The sequence below is a fragment of the Acinetobacter gyllenbergii genome (assembly GCF_001682515.1).
In the GTDB taxonomy this organism is placed as follows: Bacteria; Pseudomonadota; Gammaproteobacteria; order Pseudomonadales; family Moraxellaceae; genus Acinetobacter; species Acinetobacter gyllenbergii.
This window is the reverse complement of the sequence record NZ_KV575266.1, coordinates 74183-95071: the sequence shown is the minus strand read 5'-3', so window position 1 is coordinate 95071 and position 20889 is coordinate 74183. Positions and strand designations below refer to the sequence as shown.

At 44.0% G+C, this 20889-nt stretch carries 15 protein-coding genes; 12 read left to right on the top strand and 3 right to left on the bottom strand.

Going from position 1 to position 20889, the window contains the following annotated elements; genetic code table 11:
• Positions 1 to 2: 2 nt before the first annotated feature.
• Positions 3 to 3716 (bottom strand): UvrD-helicase domain-containing protein, encoded by a 3714-nt coding sequence (locus NG55_RS14520; protein ID WP_065343652.1) that lies wholly within the window; start codon positions 3714 to 3716, stop codon positions 3 to 5.
• Between the two features lie 3 nt (positions 3717 to 3719).
• Entirely contained in the window at positions 3720 to 7388 is a 3669-nt protein-coding gene (locus NG55_RS14515) for an exodeoxyribonuclease V subunit gamma (RefSeq protein WP_065343651.1), read from the bottom strand.
• A 183-nt stretch (positions 7389 to 7571) separates the two neighbouring features.
• On the opposite strand from NG55_RS14515, the gene NG55_RS14510 reads away from it, so the two are divergent.
• Both NG55_RS14510 and tcuC read left to right on the top strand, forming a co-directional pair.
• Positions 7572 to 8078: a hypothetical protein gene (locus NG55_RS14510; protein WP_065343650.1), complete on the top strand. Its 507-nt coding sequence runs from the start codon at positions 7572 to 7574 to the stop codon at positions 8076 to 8078.
• A gap of 175 nt (positions 8079 to 8253) precedes the next feature.
• Positions 8254 to 9546: an MFS transporter gene (gene tcuC, locus NG55_RS14505; RefSeq protein ID WP_065343649.1), complete on the top strand. Its 1293-nt coding sequence runs from the start codon at positions 8254 to 8256 to the stop codon at positions 9544 to 9546.
• 27 nt (positions 9547 to 9573) lie between these two features.
• Here tcuC and pap read toward each other — a convergent pair whose 3' ends face one another.
• Positions 9574 to 10992 carry a polyphosphate:AMP phosphotransferase gene (gene pap / locus NG55_RS14500; RefSeq protein ID WP_065343712.1) on the bottom strand — a complete coding sequence of 473 codons (1419 nt, stop codon included), beginning with the start codon at positions 10990 to 10992 and terminating at the stop codon, positions 9574 to 9576.
• Between the two features lie 210 nt (positions 10993 to 11202).
• Between pap and NG55_RS14495 the strand changes: the two genes are divergently transcribed.
• The 10 genes from NG55_RS14495 to NG55_RS14450 all read left to right on the top strand — a co-directional run bounded on the left by NG55_RS14495 (position 11203) and on the right by NG55_RS14450 (position 20882).
• Positions 11203 to 11910 carry a DUF8198 family protein gene (locus NG55_RS14495; RefSeq protein WP_016542346.1) on the top strand — a complete coding sequence of 236 codons (708 nt, stop codon included), beginning with the start codon at positions 11203 to 11205 and terminating at the stop codon, positions 11908 to 11910.
• Positions 11911 to 12115: 205 nt separating this feature from the next.
• On the top strand, positions 12116 to 13057 hold the full coding sequence (ubiE, locus tag NG55_RS14490; protein ID WP_065343648.1) for a bifunctional demethylmenaquinone methyltransferase/2-methoxy-6-polyprenyl-1,4-benzoquinol methylase UbiE: 942 nt from the start codon (positions 12116 to 12118) through the stop codon (positions 13055 to 13057).
• A gap of 10 nt (positions 13058 to 13067) precedes the next feature.
• On the top strand, positions 13068 to 13748 hold the full coding sequence (locus tag NG55_RS14485; RefSeq protein WP_065343647.1) for a ubiquinone biosynthesis accessory factor UbiJ: 681 nt from the start codon (positions 13068 to 13070) through the stop codon (positions 13746 to 13748).
• Between the two features lie 12 nt (positions 13749 to 13760).
• Positions 13761 to 15380 carry an ABC1 kinase family protein gene (locus NG55_RS14480; RefSeq protein WP_016542343.1) on the top strand — a complete coding sequence of 540 codons (1620 nt, stop codon included), beginning with the start codon at positions 13761 to 13763 and terminating at the stop codon, positions 15378 to 15380.
• A 237-nt stretch (positions 15381 to 15617) separates the two neighbouring features.
• Positions 15618 to 16217 (top strand): cytochrome b, encoded by a 600-nt coding sequence (locus tag NG55_RS14475; protein WP_065343646.1) that lies wholly within the window; start codon positions 15618 to 15620, stop codon positions 16215 to 16217.
• A gap of 119 nt (positions 16218 to 16336) precedes the next feature.
• Positions 16337 to 17653, top strand: a complete 1317-nt coding sequence (locus tag NG55_RS14470) for an FAD-dependent oxidoreductase (protein WP_065343645.1) — start codon at positions 16337 to 16339, stop codon at positions 17651 to 17653.
• Positions 17654 to 17676: 23 nt separating this feature from the next.
• Positions 17677 to 18063 (top strand): VOC family protein, encoded by a 387-nt coding sequence (locus NG55_RS14465; RefSeq protein WP_016542340.1) that lies wholly within the window; start codon positions 17677 to 17679, stop codon positions 18061 to 18063.
• A gap of 35 nt (positions 18064 to 18098) precedes the next feature.
• Complete coding sequence (locus NG55_RS14460) at positions 18099 to 18521, top strand: hypothetical protein (RefSeq protein WP_065343644.1); 423 nt, start codon at positions 18099 to 18101, stop codon at positions 18519 to 18521.
• Positions 18522 to 18602: 81 nt separating this feature from the next.
• On the top strand, positions 18603 to 19370 hold the full coding sequence (hisIE, locus tag NG55_RS14455; RefSeq protein ID WP_065343643.1) for a bifunctional phosphoribosyl-AMP cyclohydrolase/phosphoribosyl-ATP diphosphatase HisIE: 768 nt from the start codon (positions 18603 to 18605) through the stop codon (positions 19368 to 19370).
• 9 nt (positions 19371 to 19379) lie between these two features.
• Positions 19380 to 20882 carry a UvrD-helicase domain-containing protein gene (locus tag NG55_RS14450; RefSeq protein ID WP_016542337.1) on the top strand — a complete coding sequence of 501 codons (1503 nt, stop codon included), beginning with the start codon at positions 19380 to 19382 and terminating at the stop codon, positions 20880 to 20882.
• Positions 20883 to 20889: the final 7 nt, after the last annotated feature.

Below are 20889 nucleotides of genomic sequence, written 5' to 3'. Positions count from 1 at the left end.
ATCTACACCATTTTTCCAGCTTTATCCTCAGAAAAATATCCAAGTATTGCATCCAGACGTAAGATAAACTCATCCTCAGGCTTCCAGTAGAAACAGCCTTGCTGCGCCTGCCCATTCATGCCGCGTAAATACAGATAAGATGCACCACCCAAATGCTGCTGCATCTCATAATCCTGCAATTTCACCGACAGATAACGATGTAGCGCCACCAGATATAACGCCGCTTGTAACCAATAACTCGACAACGACATACTTTCTGCAATCTGAGTAGCCTGATAATCCAGTTGCTCTGCCCCTAAATAATTACTCTTATAATCGGCAATATGGTAACGCTGACCATCGAAGTAGACCAAGTCAATGGAGCCATTCAAGTAACGGGCAGATTTCGCTTCAAGTAACTCAGGCATTTCGATACTATATTCCTCAAATAGCTGCTGTACACGCTGCATCGCCAGCACTCGATCCGATAAAGCCAGATAGAATGGACATTCCGACAAGTATTGTCCTGCAGCTAATTGTTTTAATTGAAAGCCCTGATTGAGTGGCGTGTGTAATACTTCATTGAGCCAATCAGCAATCCATTGATACAGTTGCTGCTCGCTATTTTCTTGTTCAGGAAAATGCAGTTGATACTGTTGCAACAGCTCTAACCATAAGCCTTGATAGGTATTTTTAAAACGACGGCGAATGTCTTCTACCCAGGTTTGGGGTTGCTGAAAATCAATCTGCTCAAAAATCTCATGTAGGAAATTACCAGCCAAAGTCCCTTTCGGGAAATATTGTTTAATCCAAGCGATTGGCTGAGCCGTGGCGATTTTTTCCGTTTCAGCAAAATTTAATTCATCTTCTGCTTGCTCAAAATTGGTATCGATATTGGCCAAACGATCCGCCCGAGTGGCCTTATGCTTTAGATGCTGTGCCAAATAACTAAAGCTAGTTTTTCCGCGTGCATAAAAACGTTGTGTCGGCAACGCTTGAGCCGACAGTGCAATTTGTTGTTGGCTTTGCTGCATCTGTAGGGCTTGTGGTCGCTCTAAGATGAGCGCAGCATCGGTACTATAGGGATGTTGAAAGTGATCGCCTTGATTCTTCCAAAAAGCTAAACCTGAAAATTTATTTTTATCGCCTTTTTCTGGTTCAAATACCGCATAGACCCGATGGCTGGCACGTGTCAGCGCCACATACCACAACCGGTTTTGTTCTGCTAAAGCACGTTGCTGATGTTGATCCAGCTCAATCTGCTGTAAAAAGTTTTTATCCGCCACTGCCACGACACGTTGAGTACGCGTCTGACCTGTCTCGGGCAACTGGATTTCAGTGGTAGAAAAATTCAGTGTTTTCTGCACTTCAGCAAAGGCCTTATTCGCCCCCAGTAAAAATACGATTTTAAACTCCAAGCCCTTGGACTGATGAATGGTCATCAGTTGCACGCCCGCTTCACTGGATAGCTTGTGTTCAAGCTCCCAATCGCGATCACTTGGTGAATTTAATTGTTTTAAATACCAGTGATACAGGTTTTGCATCCCTTGTACATGTTCACTGTGCTGGCTCAAGAGATCAGTGAGGTGGCGTAGATTCACCACGGCACGTTCATTATCTTTACTTTGTGTTGCCACCAGTTGTTGCCAAAGACCAAACTGATTTAGGCAACGCTGCCATGCCGATAAAAAGCCCTGATTCAGCCACATTTCGCGTATGTCATCAAACTGCTGAATATAAGCACTCAAACCTTCTGCACTTTGTTCTAAGGCCAATAATCGAGCAAGATCAAAGCCAAATAAACGGCTGAGCAAAGCTCGTTTGAGCTTGGCTTCATCATAAGGATGAAGCAACGCCGTGAGCAGAGCTCCCACATCCTGTGCAATGCTGGAATCAAACACACTGCGTTTCGAAGGTCGGTTGACCCGAATCCCCATACGTTCCAATACATATTGCACTTCATCCAGTTGGCGATGGCTACGTGAAAGAATGGCAATATCATCTTCATCAATCGCAGTCGGAACATCACCCTCTAAGTACAATTGCTTTAAATAGGCTTGGTTGAGTAAGTGCTGAATCTGCCACGCCACCTGTGTGGCCTGTTCATTGCCTTCTTGCAAATGCAACCAACGTAAAGGCATTGGATTGGGTTGGGCATTTTCAATCAATGCGGGGTGTGGACGTGAACCCGCTTGAATCGGGTCATAGCTGACCTGCTCACCAAAATCGATCTGGCGCTGAAACAGCAGATCCACCACTTCCACCAGCTCTTTCACCGAACGGTGGTTATGAATCAACTTATACTCACGCCCCTGTTTGGCCATAATATCCTGATAGGCATTCAGGAAGGTCAGCATATCTCCACCACGGAAACCATAAATCGCCTGCTTACGGTCGCCGACCATGATCATGCAACCTTTTTGATAACGCTGTGGATGACGCCAGATACTGGCCAACATATCATCTTGGTCTTGGTTGGTATCCTGAAACTCATCGACCAGAATCAATGGGTAGCGTGACTGTACAAATACCGCGAAAGATTGTCCTTGCTCGCCTTTTAAAGCTTCAGACAAGGTCTTGATTTGTTGAGCAAAGGTAGTCTCGCCCTTTTGTTGCAACACTTGCGGTAGGCGTTTTTTTACTTCCACACAGAGGTAAGCTTTTAAATAGACCTGTAATTGCTCAAATTCTTGCTGAGTCTGTTGCACAGCTTGAAACAGCTTTTGCAGCTGCAACACACATGGATGTTGATAGAAGCCTTCGGCAATTTCAGCAGGACATTTCTTAAAAATTTTTTGTGCTTCGAGTTTGTCTAAAAACTTAAATACCGCATCTCGTGCATCGGCAAAGTAGCTATCAAAGATCTGTATATTCTCAGGACTGTTGAGTGCAGTTAATAATGGTGGCAAGGATGCTGTAAACAGTTTATGAAAGGCGTTGTTGCGGAAAGAAGCACCATTAATATGCCCATAATAGGCACCCTCTAACTGGAAGTATTCCGCCAAGCTGCTCAAGTCAATCTGCTGTGCTTGCTGTTGCCACTGCTGCAACTGAGCTAAGTCAATCTCTGGCATAGCAGGCAGTTTAAATTGTGCCGAACTAAAATTCAGCGAACTTTCGACCATCCCAACAAAATGATCGACACTTTTTAGCCCGCCCACACTATACAGCGCATTGATCACTTGCTGGGGTTGGGTCTGAATCCATTCCCGCAACACATCATGAATCAATTGACGGGTATAGCTTTTGGCATCTTCAGTGATTTCAGCACGTTCGATTTTGCCACTCTCAAAGGCAAACTCACGCAATAGCTTTTGGCTAAAACTGTCCAAGGTTCCAACAAACAATTCATCCAATTGATCGATGACCAATTTGAGCCGTTCACAGGCATAGGCAATCCGCGGTGCAAAGTTTTGTAAGACCTGTTGTTTTAATGGATCAGACTCTTGTAATGCCTTGGCCTGAATATCTTGTTCCAATACATCACGAAAAGGTTCTAGGTACGCCAGTATTTCAACCAGACGTAGACGGATACGCGTTTTAAGTTCTGCGGCTGCAGCACGGGTAAAGGTGGTGGCAATCACCTGATTAGGCAGGTATTTTTCTAAAAAAATCCGTACCATCAAACTGGATAGCGTATAGGTTTTACCTGTCCCCGCTGAGGCTTCAATCAGATGCAAGCCTTCAAATTGAATATCGCCAATCGGCTGATAAGACACTGGATACTTTGAGTTCATGTCTTACGCCACCCGTAAAAATTCAAAAATCGGTTGATACAACACATAGGAATAATGATCACAGGCATATTGCAATAAAGCGGTTGCATCTTGCTCTTGCAGAATGAACTGCCAATCGCGGTGCAATTTACAGGCTTCATTCTGAGTCATATCAAAACCCGAGAAATCCCCCGTATCATTCCAGTCCTTCAATACTTGCTTTTGACTCTCTTCAGTTAAAACCTGAGTTGAATCCAGCTCAATCCACTCATATTGTTTGCCTTTTTCCAAAGGCTTTAACACTAAGGCAGCAGGCAAGACCACAGGCTGCTGCTGTGCATCGCGCCAAAGCTTTAACCATGCATTTAAATAATGCTGTGCCTGTTGTGAACTTAAGCCTTCACAAATCACCGTCTGATCGCTAAACACCACAATTCGGCGCTTCGCTGTGGCAGTGTCACTCTTGATTAGCGCCAGCCAAAGCAGATATTCCAGCCAGACTTTGGCAAAGCGCTTGGCACGTGCACTGGATGCATCCAAACTGACCCAATCTTGGCTCAGTTGTTTCGGGGTCACACAGGCGATTTGTAATTGTTTCGAGACGCGCCAAACCCGTTGCGTGGTTTCAGTCGGTGCTGGGGCATATTGCTGCAAGCGCTCCAACAAGCGTTGCTGCTCTAAGCGACTTTGCTGCCAAGCACTGTGCTGAACTTTGCCAACGGGCAACTGATCTTGCAACAGACTTGGAGAGAACTGCTCATCCTGCTGCTGTAAAAAATGCCGAATGGCATATTTACCGAGACCATCGAGTAATAATGGTTCAGCTTGATCAAGCAACGTTTGTGCAGTTAAATTTTCCACACCTAAGGTCTTTAAATACAGCCGCGCAGGGAAACTGATATCCTGAATCCATTGCTGACTCTCCAAAATAATCATTTCATTTTGTTCAACGGGATAGGCAGTATTGGCCCACGCCTGCCGCTCACCTTTGACTTGCTGAATCTGTGACGCGACCTTAAACCATTGGTCTTGAAAGCGTACAGGTCGATCCGAAACAAAGCCGAGTGGATCGAACGGTTGTAGACGATGTAAATGATACAATGGATAAAGCTGTACAGGGACTTGTAATGCCTCCAATCCAGCCAAGTCCGCTTCGGATAAAGGAAGACTGTCTTCAAATGAAGTCCCCCCTTCTGGGAGAGATTTAGAGGGCGCTGGTTTGACAATCAAAGCCAAATGATCACGGAAGCCCTGCAACACACTGGATGGCTCTCTGACTTCGCCATCATTGAGATCAAAGCCATTATAAAACAGCCAAACCTGTTCTTGTGCCAACAACACGGCATCTAAAAATGCGCCTTGATCGTCTTCCAAACGAGAACGATCACCCAATTGCTGACGCAGTGCATCCATCAAATCAAACGGAATATGACTGTCCCGATTTGGAAATTTGCCTGTATCCAAGTTCAGCAACACAATCAGCCGATAAGGAATCGGGCGAATCTGTCCAATCTGACTAAAGGTAATTTGCCCAGTCGGCTCCACTTGTGCGGACTGACTTTCTAAAGCACGTTGAATTTCTTCGATGATATAAGGCAATGGCAAAGAAATTTGGCGCAACTGGGTTTCAGCATCTTCGTAGTAGCTGGCCAAAGTCAGCATCCGCTCTTGTTTCTGAATAATTTCACGAATTGCTTTCAAAGCCACCACATCAGCTTGTTCAAACTCCTGTACATCCGCTTTGATTCGCTGTAGCCAAAACTCGACCGGCAAACGTTGGCCTTGTTCATGTGCCAGCAACCAATCACGTCGTAGCGCTAAATCGCGATAGATCTGAATCACAATCCCAATCAGTTCAAAATCACTTGGCTGTACCAAGGCATAACTGAGCATCTCCTGCACCATCACATGGGCGGGTACTGCAATCCCCAAAGCCAAACGATCCAAGGCAAATTTAAAGCTATAACGATAGTCTTGATCATCATCACTGAGCGTTTGTTTTAAATGCTCAGCATCCAAACCACGTTTAAAGCCAGCATCGTCGAGTAAATTCAGAATCCGTTGTGCCTGCGTATAATCCAGCCCATAACGTTGTTGCGTCGCAGACAGATTGAGCCAATCAGCAAAGTCATCCTGCGTAAAACGACCTTGTGTCAATTGCAAGCGTCCAAGTACAGCACGCCATGCATTTAACGCATCTAGCTGCGCCACCCCTGCAATTTTTACAGGCAAGAACACCTCATGCTCATGGGCCAGCGCAGGAAAAACACTACGAATCAACGGCTCAAGTTCAGCTAGGTTCGGAGTCAAAATCAGCACATCACTCGGACGACGTGGACTGCTATCTGCTTGAGACAGCCAATGCAGTAACTGTTCTTTTAAGACTTCGAGTTGCCGCACACTAGAGTGGCAAACATGGATCTGAATGGATTCATCCTCAGGTGCAAGTTCATATTGCTGGGGCTGAGGTTCTGCCAAATAGAAAATGTCCGACTGAATTTTACCGAGTAACGTTTCAGGGAAATAATCCTCAAACGCATCCACCCATTTACCCTCTTCTCCTGTCGCCAGTTGCGACAACAGCGAAAAGTGGTCCCGCGCTTGCTTACCCAAGCGGGTCAGTAAGGGATGTCGAGATTCTCGATTTAAGGCATTAAAACCCAGACTAAAACTGTCAAAGAATGCGGCAATGTCTGCATCACTGGCATGGGGATGTTTGGCGATATAGCGCTCTTTCACGCCGAGGTCATAACGCTTTTTCCAGAGTGGATCGACACTGTCGGCCCAATATTCCTGCGATGGGTTATAGTGCAGAATCACCACATCTAGATACTGTCCCAAACGACGTAAAAATTGCAGTTGGCTCGGTGGTAAATCTAGAATCGTAAATACAATCACCTGATTCGGCAGTAGTGCCAAAGCTCGAGATCGTGTCTGCTGATTATCTAGAAGCTGCCAGAAATCAGCATCAATGCTTTGTATTTCAACAAAATCATCGTGAAAATAGTGTTGCCACAACCAACGCTGCCATGCTTCCAACTGTTCAGTTTGCTGTAAGCTAAAGGCTGAAGTTTGTTGATCCGTATGCGCAATCAGTTGTTCGATATTTAAGGCTTTATTCTGTCCCCAAGTCGATAGCCAATTCCCCGCACAAGTACAATTGCTTTGGCAGCCGCGTTGACAATGACCGCGATAAATCATGTAGTTATTAAACAGTTGTGAAACCTGTTCCGCCACCCAATACAACATACTTTGTTTTTTAAGTTGTTTTTCCGTACCTTGCTGCAACTGATCGGCACTGGCATAAATCCGTTGCACAATCGAATATAAAGGGTGCTCTTGTGCAAGGCTATTCTGTTCAGATTGAATAAAAGGCTGTAAGGCTTGATGAATACGCCACTTTAAAATCAAACGCGGAATATTGGCTTTACGCACTTGTTCTTTATTGTCTAATACTTGTTGGTAGGCATACCACTGAAAACCACGGATGCGCTGATGAAATTGATAGTTGGCGGTCATGCCTTGTTGTTCAGCAATTTTTTGTGTGAGCCATTGTTCTTGGGCAGGACTGGGAACAATAAAATGCTGGGTTTTAAACACCTGAAAGGGTGTCGTACTCGGTTGGGTAATTGATGCCATCACACCTTGTAATAACACTTCAAGGCGTTGACTTTGAATAACATGAATCCCCATGCGTTAATATAACCTCATCACAAAACGATCATTTAGTTGCACAAAATCGTACATATTCATCACTATACAACTTCAAATCACTATGTCACGCTAAACACACAAGGAAATAAAAAAATTGTTTTGAAATTCACCATTGCATGCGATTGAATGTACTATCAAGGAATAGACTTTAGGTATAACTTTATGAAAATTGAAAAAATTCCTGATTCGATTGATCCAAGTTTAAACTTGGATCAGATCCGTGAAGAGTGTCTGGAACTCGCCAAAAAGCGAGCCTATTGGTCAGCGGGTGCAGCGATTGTACCAATTCCATTTTTTGATGTTGTAGTGGACTTGGGTATGCTGACACAAGTGATTCCCTACATTAATGCACGTTTTGGTCTCGCCCCTGAGCATATCAGTGTCTATGATCCTGAAACCAAAAAAATTCATTGGGACGAGTTACGTAAACGTGGCTTTGAGTTCTCGGGTTTTGTGGTGGCACGTACCGCAATGAAAGCCTCTTTTAATGGCTTTTTCACGAAAATTGCCACCAAGCAAGTAACCAAGTTTATCCCCTTGGGCGGACAAATTGTCGCAGCCAGCCTTGGTTATTTCATGATGCGTAAAATCACTGAAGCACATGTGCAAGATTGCTATAACCTTGCCAAACGTATTCAGCAAAAAAGTCGCAGTACCATTGTGGCTTGATACAATTTAGACCGCCTCTGCACATCACTGTAAGATGTTGGTGTTTACAGTGATGTAACAGATCAATAAAAAAACCACACAAACACGTTAATATTCACTTAATTTTTTAAGTTTCAATCAAGATTGTATTTTTAATCTCCACATCTCGATGATAAATAGATGATGGAGCGTCGTTGTGCAAACTAGCCAATCTCCTTCTCGGGTCCGTTCAATTTTTAACGTGACCAGCGGGAACTTCCTTGAACAATACGACTTCTTTCTGTTCGGACTCTATGCACAAGCCATAGGTGAAACCTTTTTCCATTCAGACAGCAGCTATGCCGCACTGATGAAAACCTTCCTCGTATTTGCTGTCAGTTTTCTGATGCGGCCAATCGGTGCCTTGGTACTTGGGCCTTATGTCGATCGCATCGGTCGTCGTCGTGGTCTGATGGTAACCCTGAGCATTATGGCCTTCGGTTCATTAATTATTGCCTTCACGCCCAGTTATGCCAGTATTGGATTTGCCGCAACCGTGCTGATTTTCGTGGGTCGTTTGGCCCAAGGCTTTTCCGCAGGAGTTGAGCTGGGCGGTGTATCTGTTTATTTAGCTGAAATTGCAGAGCCACATAACCGTGGTTTTATTACCAGTTGGCAATCGGCCAGTCAGCAAGTTGCCGTCATTTTTGCAGCCGTATTGGGTTATATCGTCAGTGTAGTGTTTACCAAAGCTCAAGTTGATGCTTGGGCATGGCGGATTCCATTTTTTATCGGCTGTGCCATCATTCCCTTTATTTTCTGGTTGCGTAAATCACTGGCTGAAACAGAAGCCTTCGCCTCACGCAAAGAACATCCAACCACACGACAGATTCTGACCACCTTAGCAGCAAACTGGAAAATTGTATTGGCTGGCGTATGTATGGTTGCCACCACCACGACCATGTTTTACTTCATTACAGTGTATACCCCAACCTATGGCAAAGAGGTTCTAAATTTAAGCCGTAGCGAAAGTTTAATTGCCACCATTATGGTCGGGCTGAGCAACTTTATTTTGTTACCGATTGGTGGGCATCTCTCGGATAAATTTGGACGTAAACCGCTATTGATCGCCACGACTGTATTGATTTTTATCAGTGCTTATCCACTGCTCACATGGCTGACCCATACCATTAGCCTATCCCATATGTTGATGGTGTTATTGTGGTTCTCACTGCTCTATAGCTTCTATAATGGTGCTTTGGTGGTTTCGCTGGCCGAAATGATGCCAAGTTCAGTACGAATTGCAGGATTCTCGGTTGCCTATAGCTTCGCCACCTCTATTTTTGGTGGGCTGACCCCAATGATTGCCACTTTCTTGGTACAAACATCAGGCAATAAAAGTATGCCCGCCTTCTGGCTGATGTTTGCCGCCATCACCAGCTTCATTGCCATCTTAATTGTTTTCCGCCAACAGCGTAGTACAGCACCACAATTGGCAAATAACACTTAATACATATGACCAGCAATTGAAGGCGGATTAATCCGCCTTCAATTGTTTTAAAATCGCTTTTAAGACTTCAATTCGTGCTGAATATTTATCATCCGTTGCAATCACATACCACGGTGCATAATCGGTATCTGTGCGTTTAAACATATCCGCAGCAGCATTGAGATAATCACCCCATTTATCACGGTTACGCCAATCTTCTTCAGTAATCTTAAAACGCTTATGTGGCGTTTGTTCCCGTGCTTTAAAACGTAGCGCTTGTTCATCCTTGCTAATTGCCAACCAAATTTTCACAATCACAGTTTGGCTATCAATCAGATTTTCTTCAAAACGATTGATTTCGCTATACGCACGTTGCCATTCAACCGTTGAAGCAAAACCTTCAATCCGCTCAACCAGCACTCGACCATACCAAGTCCGATCAAAAATGGTAATCTTGCCACCATCATTGAGCTTGCTCCAGAAACGCCACAAATAAGGACGGCGTAATTCATAACGCTCAGGTGCTGCAATGGTATGAATCTCATACTCTCTTGGGTCAAGTTTTTTCACGATGCGCTTAATCGCGCCACCTTTACCCGCCGCATCCATGCCTTCAAAGGCGATCACCACTTTACGCTCATCATAGCGTAAGGTATCGGCCACTTTCTTGGTCAGCTTACTTAACTCATCCTTATAGTCTTGCTTTTCTAGGCTGGCTTTCTCTGGTTCAAGCAGCGCTTGAGGTATTTTGGCCTGCTGCCATTTCTGTGTAACTTTGGTTTGATGCTCAGGTAGCTCTTGCAATGTCTGTAATAGATATTGTGCAAAACATTGATCACGGTGTTTTTCATCTTCGCCATCCACAATATACCAGTCGTCGGTAAAACGTTGGCTCAAGCCTTGCAAGGTATCGTACTGTTTTTTATTTCGCCAATCTAAACCATGTAACTTATGCCAACGCTGCTCAGAGGCATCAATCTGATCCAAACGCTTTTGCAACGATTTCCAAGATAAATCAAACCAGACTTTAACAATATGAACATGGTTATTTTGCAGATCATGTTCAAATGCGCGCATCTGCTCCACATAAGCATCAAACAGGTTTTCATCCAAAGGTTTGGACACATGCATCGCGGTGGTTAACAGATCGCTATACCAGTTGCCAAACATCACCACAATTTGCCCTTCTGCAGGAATAAAACGGGTATAGGACTGCCAGAAAGTTTGATTATTACAGAGCAGTTGCGGAGCATCCGCCTTGACCCTTAAATAACGGGGGTCTAACCACTCACGTAACTGTTTAACCGCTTCGCCCTTGCCTGCCAGTTCAATCCCACTGACCAGCACCAATACACTTTTGGCGTTTTTCTTATCGCGACTTTGTTTTAATGCATATTGTGCTTCAATCAGTTCTAATGAAAGCTCATTTTCATCTCGTAATTCAAATATGGGTTGTTGTTTACTCATTTGCTGCTCTAAGTGGCTCATTCTTTATATTAAAATCAGTATAGTCAAAACTGCTTTCATCGCAGAAAAACCCGTGTACAATTTCTGTAGATCGCTTGAGCGATACAGTCATAGTGACCAATTATTATCCATTTAGAGTTTATGCTGTCATGGTTCTCCGTTATGATGCAGCCTATGCTTTTATGATTTTATTTTTCTTTGAGTTCGAACATGTCAAAACTCGCGGCCTTTGATCAGCTTTTATTACAATATCAAACTTTGAGTTACCATCAGAATCCAGCGATTGCACAGCGCTTGCATGAAGTACAAGCATGGATGAAACAACGTATTGCACAAACCCATGCTGAGTTTTTTGCGCAACCTAACAATCAGCTGATGGCCGCATATTTCTTAAATCGCTTATATGGTGGCCCAGATTTTGATGCGATGGCACAACAAATTGAACGTCTGCTGAAATATGCGCACAAAGCGGAAAGTCTGCTTCCAGAAAATGCGATTAAGACAGGAACAAAATCCGTCAGCCTAGCAGTCTTAGCCACTCAATTGGATGAACAGGTCGCGATTCAACTGCTAGAAGACTATCCACTCGAAACACCGCTAACCGATGAGATTATGCGTCAAACCCTGATCAAGCTTGATCAAGGCGATGCACGTTATGAACAGTTACAACTGCTAGATGAGTTAGGCCTAACGCTCGACAAATATATGCGTTCTACCATGATGTTTGCTGCTTTTAAAATGTGTAAAGGGATTGCACATAAATATCAATTCGAACAAATGTATCAATTTATTCAAGAAGGCTTTGCGGCAATGAAGCCAATGAAATCTGCGGCTACCTTTATTCAAACCTTTACCGAAAAAGAGCGGGAAATTATTGAAAAGGTCCATGCTGGCCATCCCGATCCTTTCCGCAACTAAGACAACTGTAAATTCCTGAGTGACTTTCAAGCCACTCAGGGCTATATATTTTTGCAATTCAGCACATCGATTAAAAACACTTTTGAGAAAGTGACTTTCTGTATATTATTCATAACAATTGCAGGCGAAAGCCTGTTAAAAAATACAAAATCTGTCATCATGCTTGCTGATTCGTGCCGCTAGAGCGAAAGTTTAGGAGAAAACTATGTCTAACGAAAACCAACAGCCTACCCCAGACGTTGAGCAAAACCCAAGTTCAGACAAAGTCAGCCCTTTCCTTAGCTCACCGCTTCCGCAAGGCGCGCCTCAAGGTCAACAACAATCATTACAACAGGGCCACGCTTCTGCTCCAACAGGCGCGATTCCAAAATACAACCTGCCTCGTGGTGCCAATACAGGTAACGTGGGCGAAACCACTCACTTCGGCTATCAAACCGTCAGCAGTGATGATAAAGCACAGAAAGTTGCAGAAGTGTTCCACTCGGTTGCCAGCAAATACGACATCATGAATGACTTGATGTCATTTGGTATTCACCGTCTCTGGAAACGTTTTGCGATCAATATGTCAGGCGTTCGTCGTGGTCAACATGTACTTGATATTGCAGGTGGTACAGGTGACCTTGCTAAAGTATTTAGCCGTGAAGTCGGTCCTCAAGGACATGTGGTTCTTTCAGACATCAACGAATCTATGTTGAATGTCGGTCGTGATCGTCTGATTGATGCAGGCTGCACCAATGTCGATTTCGTGTTGGCCAATGCTGAAACCTTAGAGCCATTTGCTGATAATAGTTTTGACTTAGTCACCATCAGTTTTGGTTTACGTAATGTGACCGATAAAGATGCGGCACTCCAAGCGATGTATCGTGTGCTTAAGCCAGGCGGTCGTTTACTGATTCTTGAATTTTCTAAGCCAGTATTTGAGCCATTCTCAAAACTATATGACCTTTATTCATTCACGGCATTGCCGATCATGGGTAAATTGGTTGCCAATGATTCGGAAAGCTATAAATATCTTGCTGAATCGATTCGTATGCATCCAGACCAACGTACCCTCAAAGGTATGATGGAAAATGCGGGCTTCCAAAGCTGTGATTACCACAACTTAACCGGTGGTATTGTGGCCATTCACCGTGGATTCAAACTTTAAGGCTTAAGATATGTGGTCGATTTTAGCACTCGGTGCAGTCGAACGTATCATTCATCATGTGATTGATTTGGATGCGATTACTCGCATTCAGCTCAATCAATTACAGGGTCAATTATTACGTGTTGTGATCGACAGCCCACAACTCTCAGTTGATGTGTTTTTTGATGAAAATAGAGTTCGTCTCGAACCAACCGTGACTGGACAAAGTCAAAGCCCTTCTCTCTTTGAACAGCGCCCATTTGATTCCCAAACTAAAATCACGGATGCAACCGCAACACTCCATGTTGAAAATGGCGTTGAGCTGGTTAAATTATTGCTCAGTGACATGGATCAGATTGGGAATATCCCACTGCAAGGTGACTATCATTTATTGCAAGATATTCAAAGAATTATGCAACAAGCTGAGCCTGATCTAGCAGCGCATTTATCGCCTTGGATTGGCCCACAGCTGGCACATGAGCTTGGCAAAATTCAGCTTGCGCCAACGCAACTGAAACGTTCACTACAAAGCCATTTATTTTTTGTTGAAGATGCCTTAAAAGAAGATAGCGGTTTATTTGCCCCGCGTTGGCAAATGGATGATCTCAATCGAGAGACGCGTCAACTCAACCAAGAAGTAGACCGTTTGGAAGCCAAGCTTCAACAGTTACAGGCTCAACTCGCCCCATCAGCACAATCCACACAAGACTAGGTAAGACTTTATATGATTCCGCATGTTACACGGTTACTCGAACTCTGGCGTATTGCAGCACACTATCGCCTTGACACCTTGTTCCCTGCGGAAGAACTACCAGTAAAAGCACGCCATGCATTGAATATCATTAAAATGCATCCTGCGGCTTGGTCAAGTCGTGAGAAGAAAAATCCGCTAAAGCTGAAAGAAGCTTTAGAGGATATGGGACCGTTAGCGATTAAGCTGGGACAATTACTGTCTACACGTCGTGACTTGATTCCACCAGAAGTCTTAACACAACTGGTGTTACTGCAAGATCGCGTCAAACCCTATGACACCCAACTTGCAAAACAGCGCATTCAGGAATCATTAAAAGCAGATGTAGCAACCCTATTTTCTCGTTTTGATGAGCAACCACTTGCCGCGGCTTCAATTGCCCAAGTACATACCGCCGCTTTGCATGATGGCCGTGAAGTGGTGGTAAAAGTCACTCGTCCCGATATTCGCAGTCAAATTTTGCAAGATTTTGAAATCTTGGCGTGGCTAGGGGATTGGCTAGAGAATCGTTTAGAAGCAGCGCGTGCATTACACCTGACTGAAATTATTCAAGACTATCGTCAAATCATTTTAAATGAACTTGATCTCAGCCTAGAAGCGGATAATACCCGCCGTATGCGCCATTACTTTACGGGTTCAAGCATGATGTATGTGCCTGAAGTCTATATGGACAGTAAAGATGTGATGGTGGCTGAGCGTATTACTGGGGTCCCTATTTCTGATACGGCCACTTTTGATCGTTTAGGTATGGATCGTGCGGATCTGGCTGAAAAGGGTTTAACCATCTTCTTCACCCAAGTGTTCCGTGACAACTTCTTCCATGCCGATATGCATCCAGGCAATGTCTTTGTCGAGACCATTAATCCAAGCAATCCACGCTTTATTGCCTTGGACTGCGCCATCATGGGTGAATTGTCTAAGCATGACCAAATGACAGTTGCACGTATGCTGCTTGCGGTAATGAACAGCAACTTTATGCAACTGATTCAGATTGTGCATCAAGCCGGCTGGATTCCACCGGGCACAGATCAAGATGCTCTATCCCGTGAAATGCGCCGTACTGTTGGCCCGATGGTTTCCAAACCAATGGATCAACTTGATTTCGCAGGCATTTTGATTCAAGTGATGGATATTGCCCGTCGCTTCCATTTGGAAATTCCACCGCAACTCATGTTGTTGCTCAAAACACTGGTACATGTGGAAGGCCTCGGTACCGATCTTTATCCGCAACTGGATATCTGGAAACTGGCAAAACCGATTCTAACCGAATGGGTCAAAGCCAATATGAATCCCGTCAAGAACGTCAAAGAACTAGGACAACAAATTCCTGACTTATTACTTGGTGCTCAAGATATTCCAAGCCTATTGATTGATAGCTTAAATGGCTTAAAAAATCAATCGGCTTGGCACGACAAACAGTTACGTGAAATTCAACAAATGCGTTTGCAAATGCAACAACAACAGCGTCGTAGCTGGATGTTTGGTAGCACGATGCTGATTTTGTTGACCATTGCGATTATTAGCCCATGGTTTATCTCAGTCATTCTGATTGTGCTGAGTAGTTTGATTGCATTGTGGCGTATCGCCAAATAAGCCCCTACACACAGCAAAGGCCGTATTCATCGATACGGCCTTTGCTTTTATGCAACTGAAAATTTTAACTTTAAATACTCAGACACATTCTGGAATCTCAACCAATACATACATTTTAGGCAAGACTTACCTCTACATCAGGCCATCTTTCCACAAAGACTTTTCATCCTTGCATAGATAGACGATCATCGGCTCGATATTAAGGTGCATCAACACAGATTTTAAAGGAAGAGAAGCGTGAGTTTAAAAAATAGCATCCATAACTATGGCTCGATTGCAAAATGGCTACATTGGACAACCGCCTTACTTTTTCTACTCGCCTATTGCAGCGTTTATTATCGCCAATGGTTTACCGAAAAAGGCACACCTGAGAACTGGACAGCTTTACAACTTCATCTTTCCGTCGGGATTAGCATTGCCGTGATGATTAGCCTGCGCATTATCTGGCGTTTGAGCAATCCACAGCCGCGATTAGAACCTGCCAGCCCCTTAGCAAACTTTGCGGCACATGCAGGACATTTTGCCCTGTATGCCATCATGATCATTGCCCCGCTCACAGGCTACTTAGGCACAGGCGTCAATACTGAGTTTTTGTTCTTGTTTGAAATTCCAAAATTTGAACATACTGCCCTGTTCCAGAGCTGGGTAGCACAAGGTATGGGGCTAAGTTTTGAACAGTTCGAGAAACCGATTGATTTCATTCATAAGCAGATTCTTGGAAAATGGCTGATCTGGATCCTGATTTTAGGGCATGCAGGTGCGGCACTGTATCATCACCATATTAAAAAAGATCGGACTCTAATCAAGATGACCACGGGTAAAGATGAATTGAAATAATCCGATCTGCGTTGGATTATCATGGGCCTTATCGCAGGATAAATTTCATTTAAAAAAATCCCTGAGATCAGTTAAGATCAGAGCTGACTGATCTTATAAACGCCTTAAAAGAACAAAGAATGAAAACACCTCATTTCGCCATTGTTGGCGCTGGCACAGCAGGATTAGCAACTGCAATCCTGCTTGCACGTGCAGGCAAGCGTGTCACTATTTTTGAACAAGCAGATCAACTCTCCCCTGTCGGTGCAGGTCTGTTGTTACAGCCTGCCGGCTTAGCCGTATTTGAACATCTCGGTGTACTTGAACATGCTTTAAAGTTGGGTGCCAAAGTCACAGGATTAGAAGGTCAACTTCCCAATAAACGTCTACTGGTGAATAGTCACTATCATCAAGCAGGCAGCAATCTCTATGGCCTCGGTATTCATCGGGCCACCTTATGCCATGTGCTCGTTCAAAAACTGGCTGAATATGCCAATCAAGTGACATGGCGGATGGGTCATAGTATTGAACGCATTCAAGAACAGCAAAATGAAGTTCGGCTCTTTGGTACTGATCAACAACACAAGTTTGATGCAAGTTTCGATGCCGTTTTGATTGCCAATGGCGCGCGCAGTCAACTCCGCCCTCAAGCATGGGTGAAAGTCGATCAGGCTTATCCATGGGGTGCGGCATGGAGTATTGTGCCTGAATGTCCAACACTCGATCCTGAAATTTTGCATCAGTTTTATGATCGTTCCAAAATCATGATGGGTGTGTTGCCTACGGGTGCTATACCGACAGCACCTCAGCAACGGCTGTCGAGTGTGTTCTGGAGCTTACCAAGCTCACAACTACAATCATTCTTAAAAGATGAATCAGCAACACAGCAATGGTTAAAGCAAGTGTCAGATCGCTGGCCTGATGTGGCAGAATGGCTCAAACAACTGTTGTCGAATCAACAACATCAACCACAATGGTTATCTGCGCAATATCGGGATGTGGTGATGTCTCAGTTTGGACAAGGACGAATCGGGGTGATCGGTGATGCTGCTCATGCCATGAGTCCACAGTTGGGACAAGGGGCCAATATGGCCTTGTTGGATGCTTGGGCCTTTTCACAGTCAGTGCAAATCGCACAAAAAAACCAGCAGATTGACTGGATCATGTTATGGCAACATTATCATCAACAGCGTCGTTCTTCGACTCAGTTCTATCAGTTCCTCAGTCGTTTACTCACACCACTGTATCAATCCAATCACTGGTGGGCGGGTGGTATACGTGACCTGACCTTTCCATGGATGTATCAAATTCCCTATTTCCGTAAAGAAATGGCAATCACTATTTCAGGTCTAAAAACAGGTCTGTTTCAGCAACTTGATTATCAACAGGTGGCGCAATATGCTGAAAAAGATCATACATTTGATAGCAAAGCGAAATCTTTACCTGAATATGAATAATATTAAAAAGAGCTACATTAAATATGAAAATTCGTCATTTAGATCATTTGGTGTTAACTGTCGCCGATATTGAAATCACCTGTCGGTTTTATCAATCGGCCCTAAATTTTGAAGTGATTACTTTTGCTGAAAACCGTAAAGCGCTGCAATTTGGCACTCAAAAAATTAACCTGCATCAAGTCGGTAAAGAGTTTGAACCCAAAGCTCTACAGCCAACAGCGGGTTCAGCAGATTTATGTTTTATTGCCGAAACCCCATTAGATCAGGTTATTGCCCATCTTCAAACGCAGAACATTGACATCGTTGAAGGTCCAATCGAAAGAACAGGCGCAATGGGTAAAATTTTATCGGTCTATTTACGGGACCCTGATCAAAACTTGATTGAAATTTCGAACTATCTCGATACTTAAAAATATAAATTCATCAATAAAAATAAGGTTAAAACATGAAATTTAGTTTTCTAAGGGCTTTATATCGACAGAATAAAGGCAAGGCGATTCGAAAAGGATGCTGGTTCTTACTCCCTAGCCTAGTTAACCTGTTTTGTTTTCTAAATTTTCACCATCATTTTATTGATTGGCAAGTCAATCCCAAATCAACAATAGGAAGATTGATTATTAGTCCTCAATTTCCATGGATGATCTTATGGGATAGTCTCCCTTTCTTATTGCTGTTATTGATTCATCAAAAATATTTAGCTCGCAGTTTAAATATTTGGGTCTCTATCACTGCTATCTATTTCCTGATTGATGCGTGGTATTGGTCAAGTTATTCTAGTGGGACACTACTCATCGTTGCTTGGGCATTGCCCTTTTTAAAAATAGAAAATACCAATTTGATCGGAACGTATATTCAACCCAACCCCTAAATCATTTTTTACCCAACAAGCATAGCCAACCCATGTCACAAACGCTACACTAACGGCTTTCCACTCAATGGATTTTCACTCATGTCAAACTGGTTAGATGAAGTTAAATTTGATTCCAATGGTCTTGTTCCTGCCATTGCACAACATCATCAAACTGGTCGAGTGTTAATGGTTGCGTGGATGAATCGTGAGGCTTTACAACTGACGGCTGAAAAAAATCAGGCCGTGTATTACTCACGCTCGCGTCAAAAACTCTGGCATAAAGGCGAAGAGTCAGGGCATTTTCAAACTGTGCACGAAATTCGTCTCGATTGCGATGCCGACGTGATTATTTTGCAGATTGAACAACATGGTGGCATTGCCTGCCATACGGGACGCGAGTCTTGCTTCTACCGCAAACTCACTCCACAAGGTTGGGAAATTGTTGATGCCCAACTGAAAGATCCAACCGCTATTTATGGTGCATCTGCCAAAGTTGAAGCACACGATCATGGCCAAACGGAGCAAGTGGATGTGCTGGACTATTTAGGCCGTTTAATGCAACAGCGTAAGACTGCGGAAGCGGATAGCTCTTATATTGCCAGCCTGTATAAAAAAGGCATCAATAAAATTTTAGAAAAAGTCGGCGAAGAAAGTGTCGAAACTATCATCGCTGCGAAAGATTATGCCGTGCTTGCTTCACTGGAAAATAAACACGACCTGATTTATGAAGTGGCTGATCTATGGTTCCACAGCATTGTAATGTTGGGTTATTTCGATCTTGACCCGCAAGTGGTGCTCGATGAGCTCGCTCGTCGCCAAGGTTTATCGGGTTTAGTTGAAAAAGCCAACCGTAGTCAAGAAGCGTAATCAGAGCCTGTGTCAAATATAGAAAAACCCAAAGCCACCTATGAGCAAGCCATTGCCATAGACAATGCTCGTCTCGGTCAATCCTTTAAAGTGATTGCCTATGCTGGCACAGGTAAAACCACAACCTTGCAAATGATCAGTGATGCCATGCCAGAACGGCGGGGTATGTACTTGGCATTTAACAAAGCGATTGCTGCCGAAGCTCAGAACAAGTTTCATGGCAATGTGAACTGTCGTACCTTTCACTCACTCGCTTTTCGCAGTGCGCCACGTGGCGTAACCGATAAATTACGTTTACCGCGTCTTAGCCCCAGCTTTATTGCCAAAGAATATCGACTAGAACCGATTACACTCCGTCGTCTCATGGGCGGGCGTTATGAAAAATATGTGTTGATGCCAAGTCGCTTGGCCAGTCTGGTTGCCAATGCAGTCAGCTATTTCTGTTCAACCAGTTCACAATACCCAGCCCCTCGTCATATTCAGGCACCCAGTTGGTTGCATCTAGACGATATTGAATCCTTACAACAACATCTCTACCCTGCGGTAGAACGACGTTGGCTAGAGTCGATTGATCCGAATCATCAAGCGGGTATCGGCCATGATATTTACCTTAAACTTTGGGCCTTATCTGAACCGAATATCCCTGCCGACTATGTACTATTTGATGAGGCGCAAGATGCCGATCCATTGATGCTGGGTATTTTATTGCGTCAAAAAAGTACCCAAGTGATTTATGTCGGTGATGCACATCAGCAAATTTATGCATGGCGTGGTGCCATCAATGCCATGCAGCAAATGCCACTGCCTGAAAGTCGCTTAACCACCTCTTTCCGTTTTGGTGAAGCGATTGCCGATGTTGCCAACAGTTTACTCGGTGCATTGAATGAAACGGTGCCTCTGCTGGGTAATCCAAACCAAAAATCCAGCGTGGTCAACAAACCGCATACCAAAATGCGCGATGCAATCCTATGTCGAACCAATGCACGTGCGATGGAGTTACTGCTCTCTGGTTTAGTGCATGGCGATAAGGTCAGTCTGCAAGCCGATCACCAAAAACTCAGCCGCTTTGTCGATGCCGCCAGTTTACTCAAACAAGGCAAACGCATTACCGATGTGCCAGAACTGGCTTGGTTTAACTCTTGGCATGATGTCCATGAATATTGTGAAACCAATGATGGTAGTGACATCAAACCCTTGGTCAAACTAGTTGATGATCATGGTACCGATCCTTTGAAAAAAGCACTGGCGAAAATCACCCCGATTGAACACGCAGATTATGTGATTTCAACCGCGCATAAAGCCAAAGGTCTGGAATGGAATCGGGTGCATATCGAAGATGATTACCAATTTAAAATAAATGGGCTAGAACATAAAATTACAGATGAAGAGCTAAGATTACTTTACGTGGCCTGCACGCGTGCTAAAGTAAGTTTAAATATTCACCATTTATATGACTTAATACAACAATTAAAACGGTGCGCTCCCTCAAGTCTTCGTCAGTCCGCAGGTTAAAGCGCTC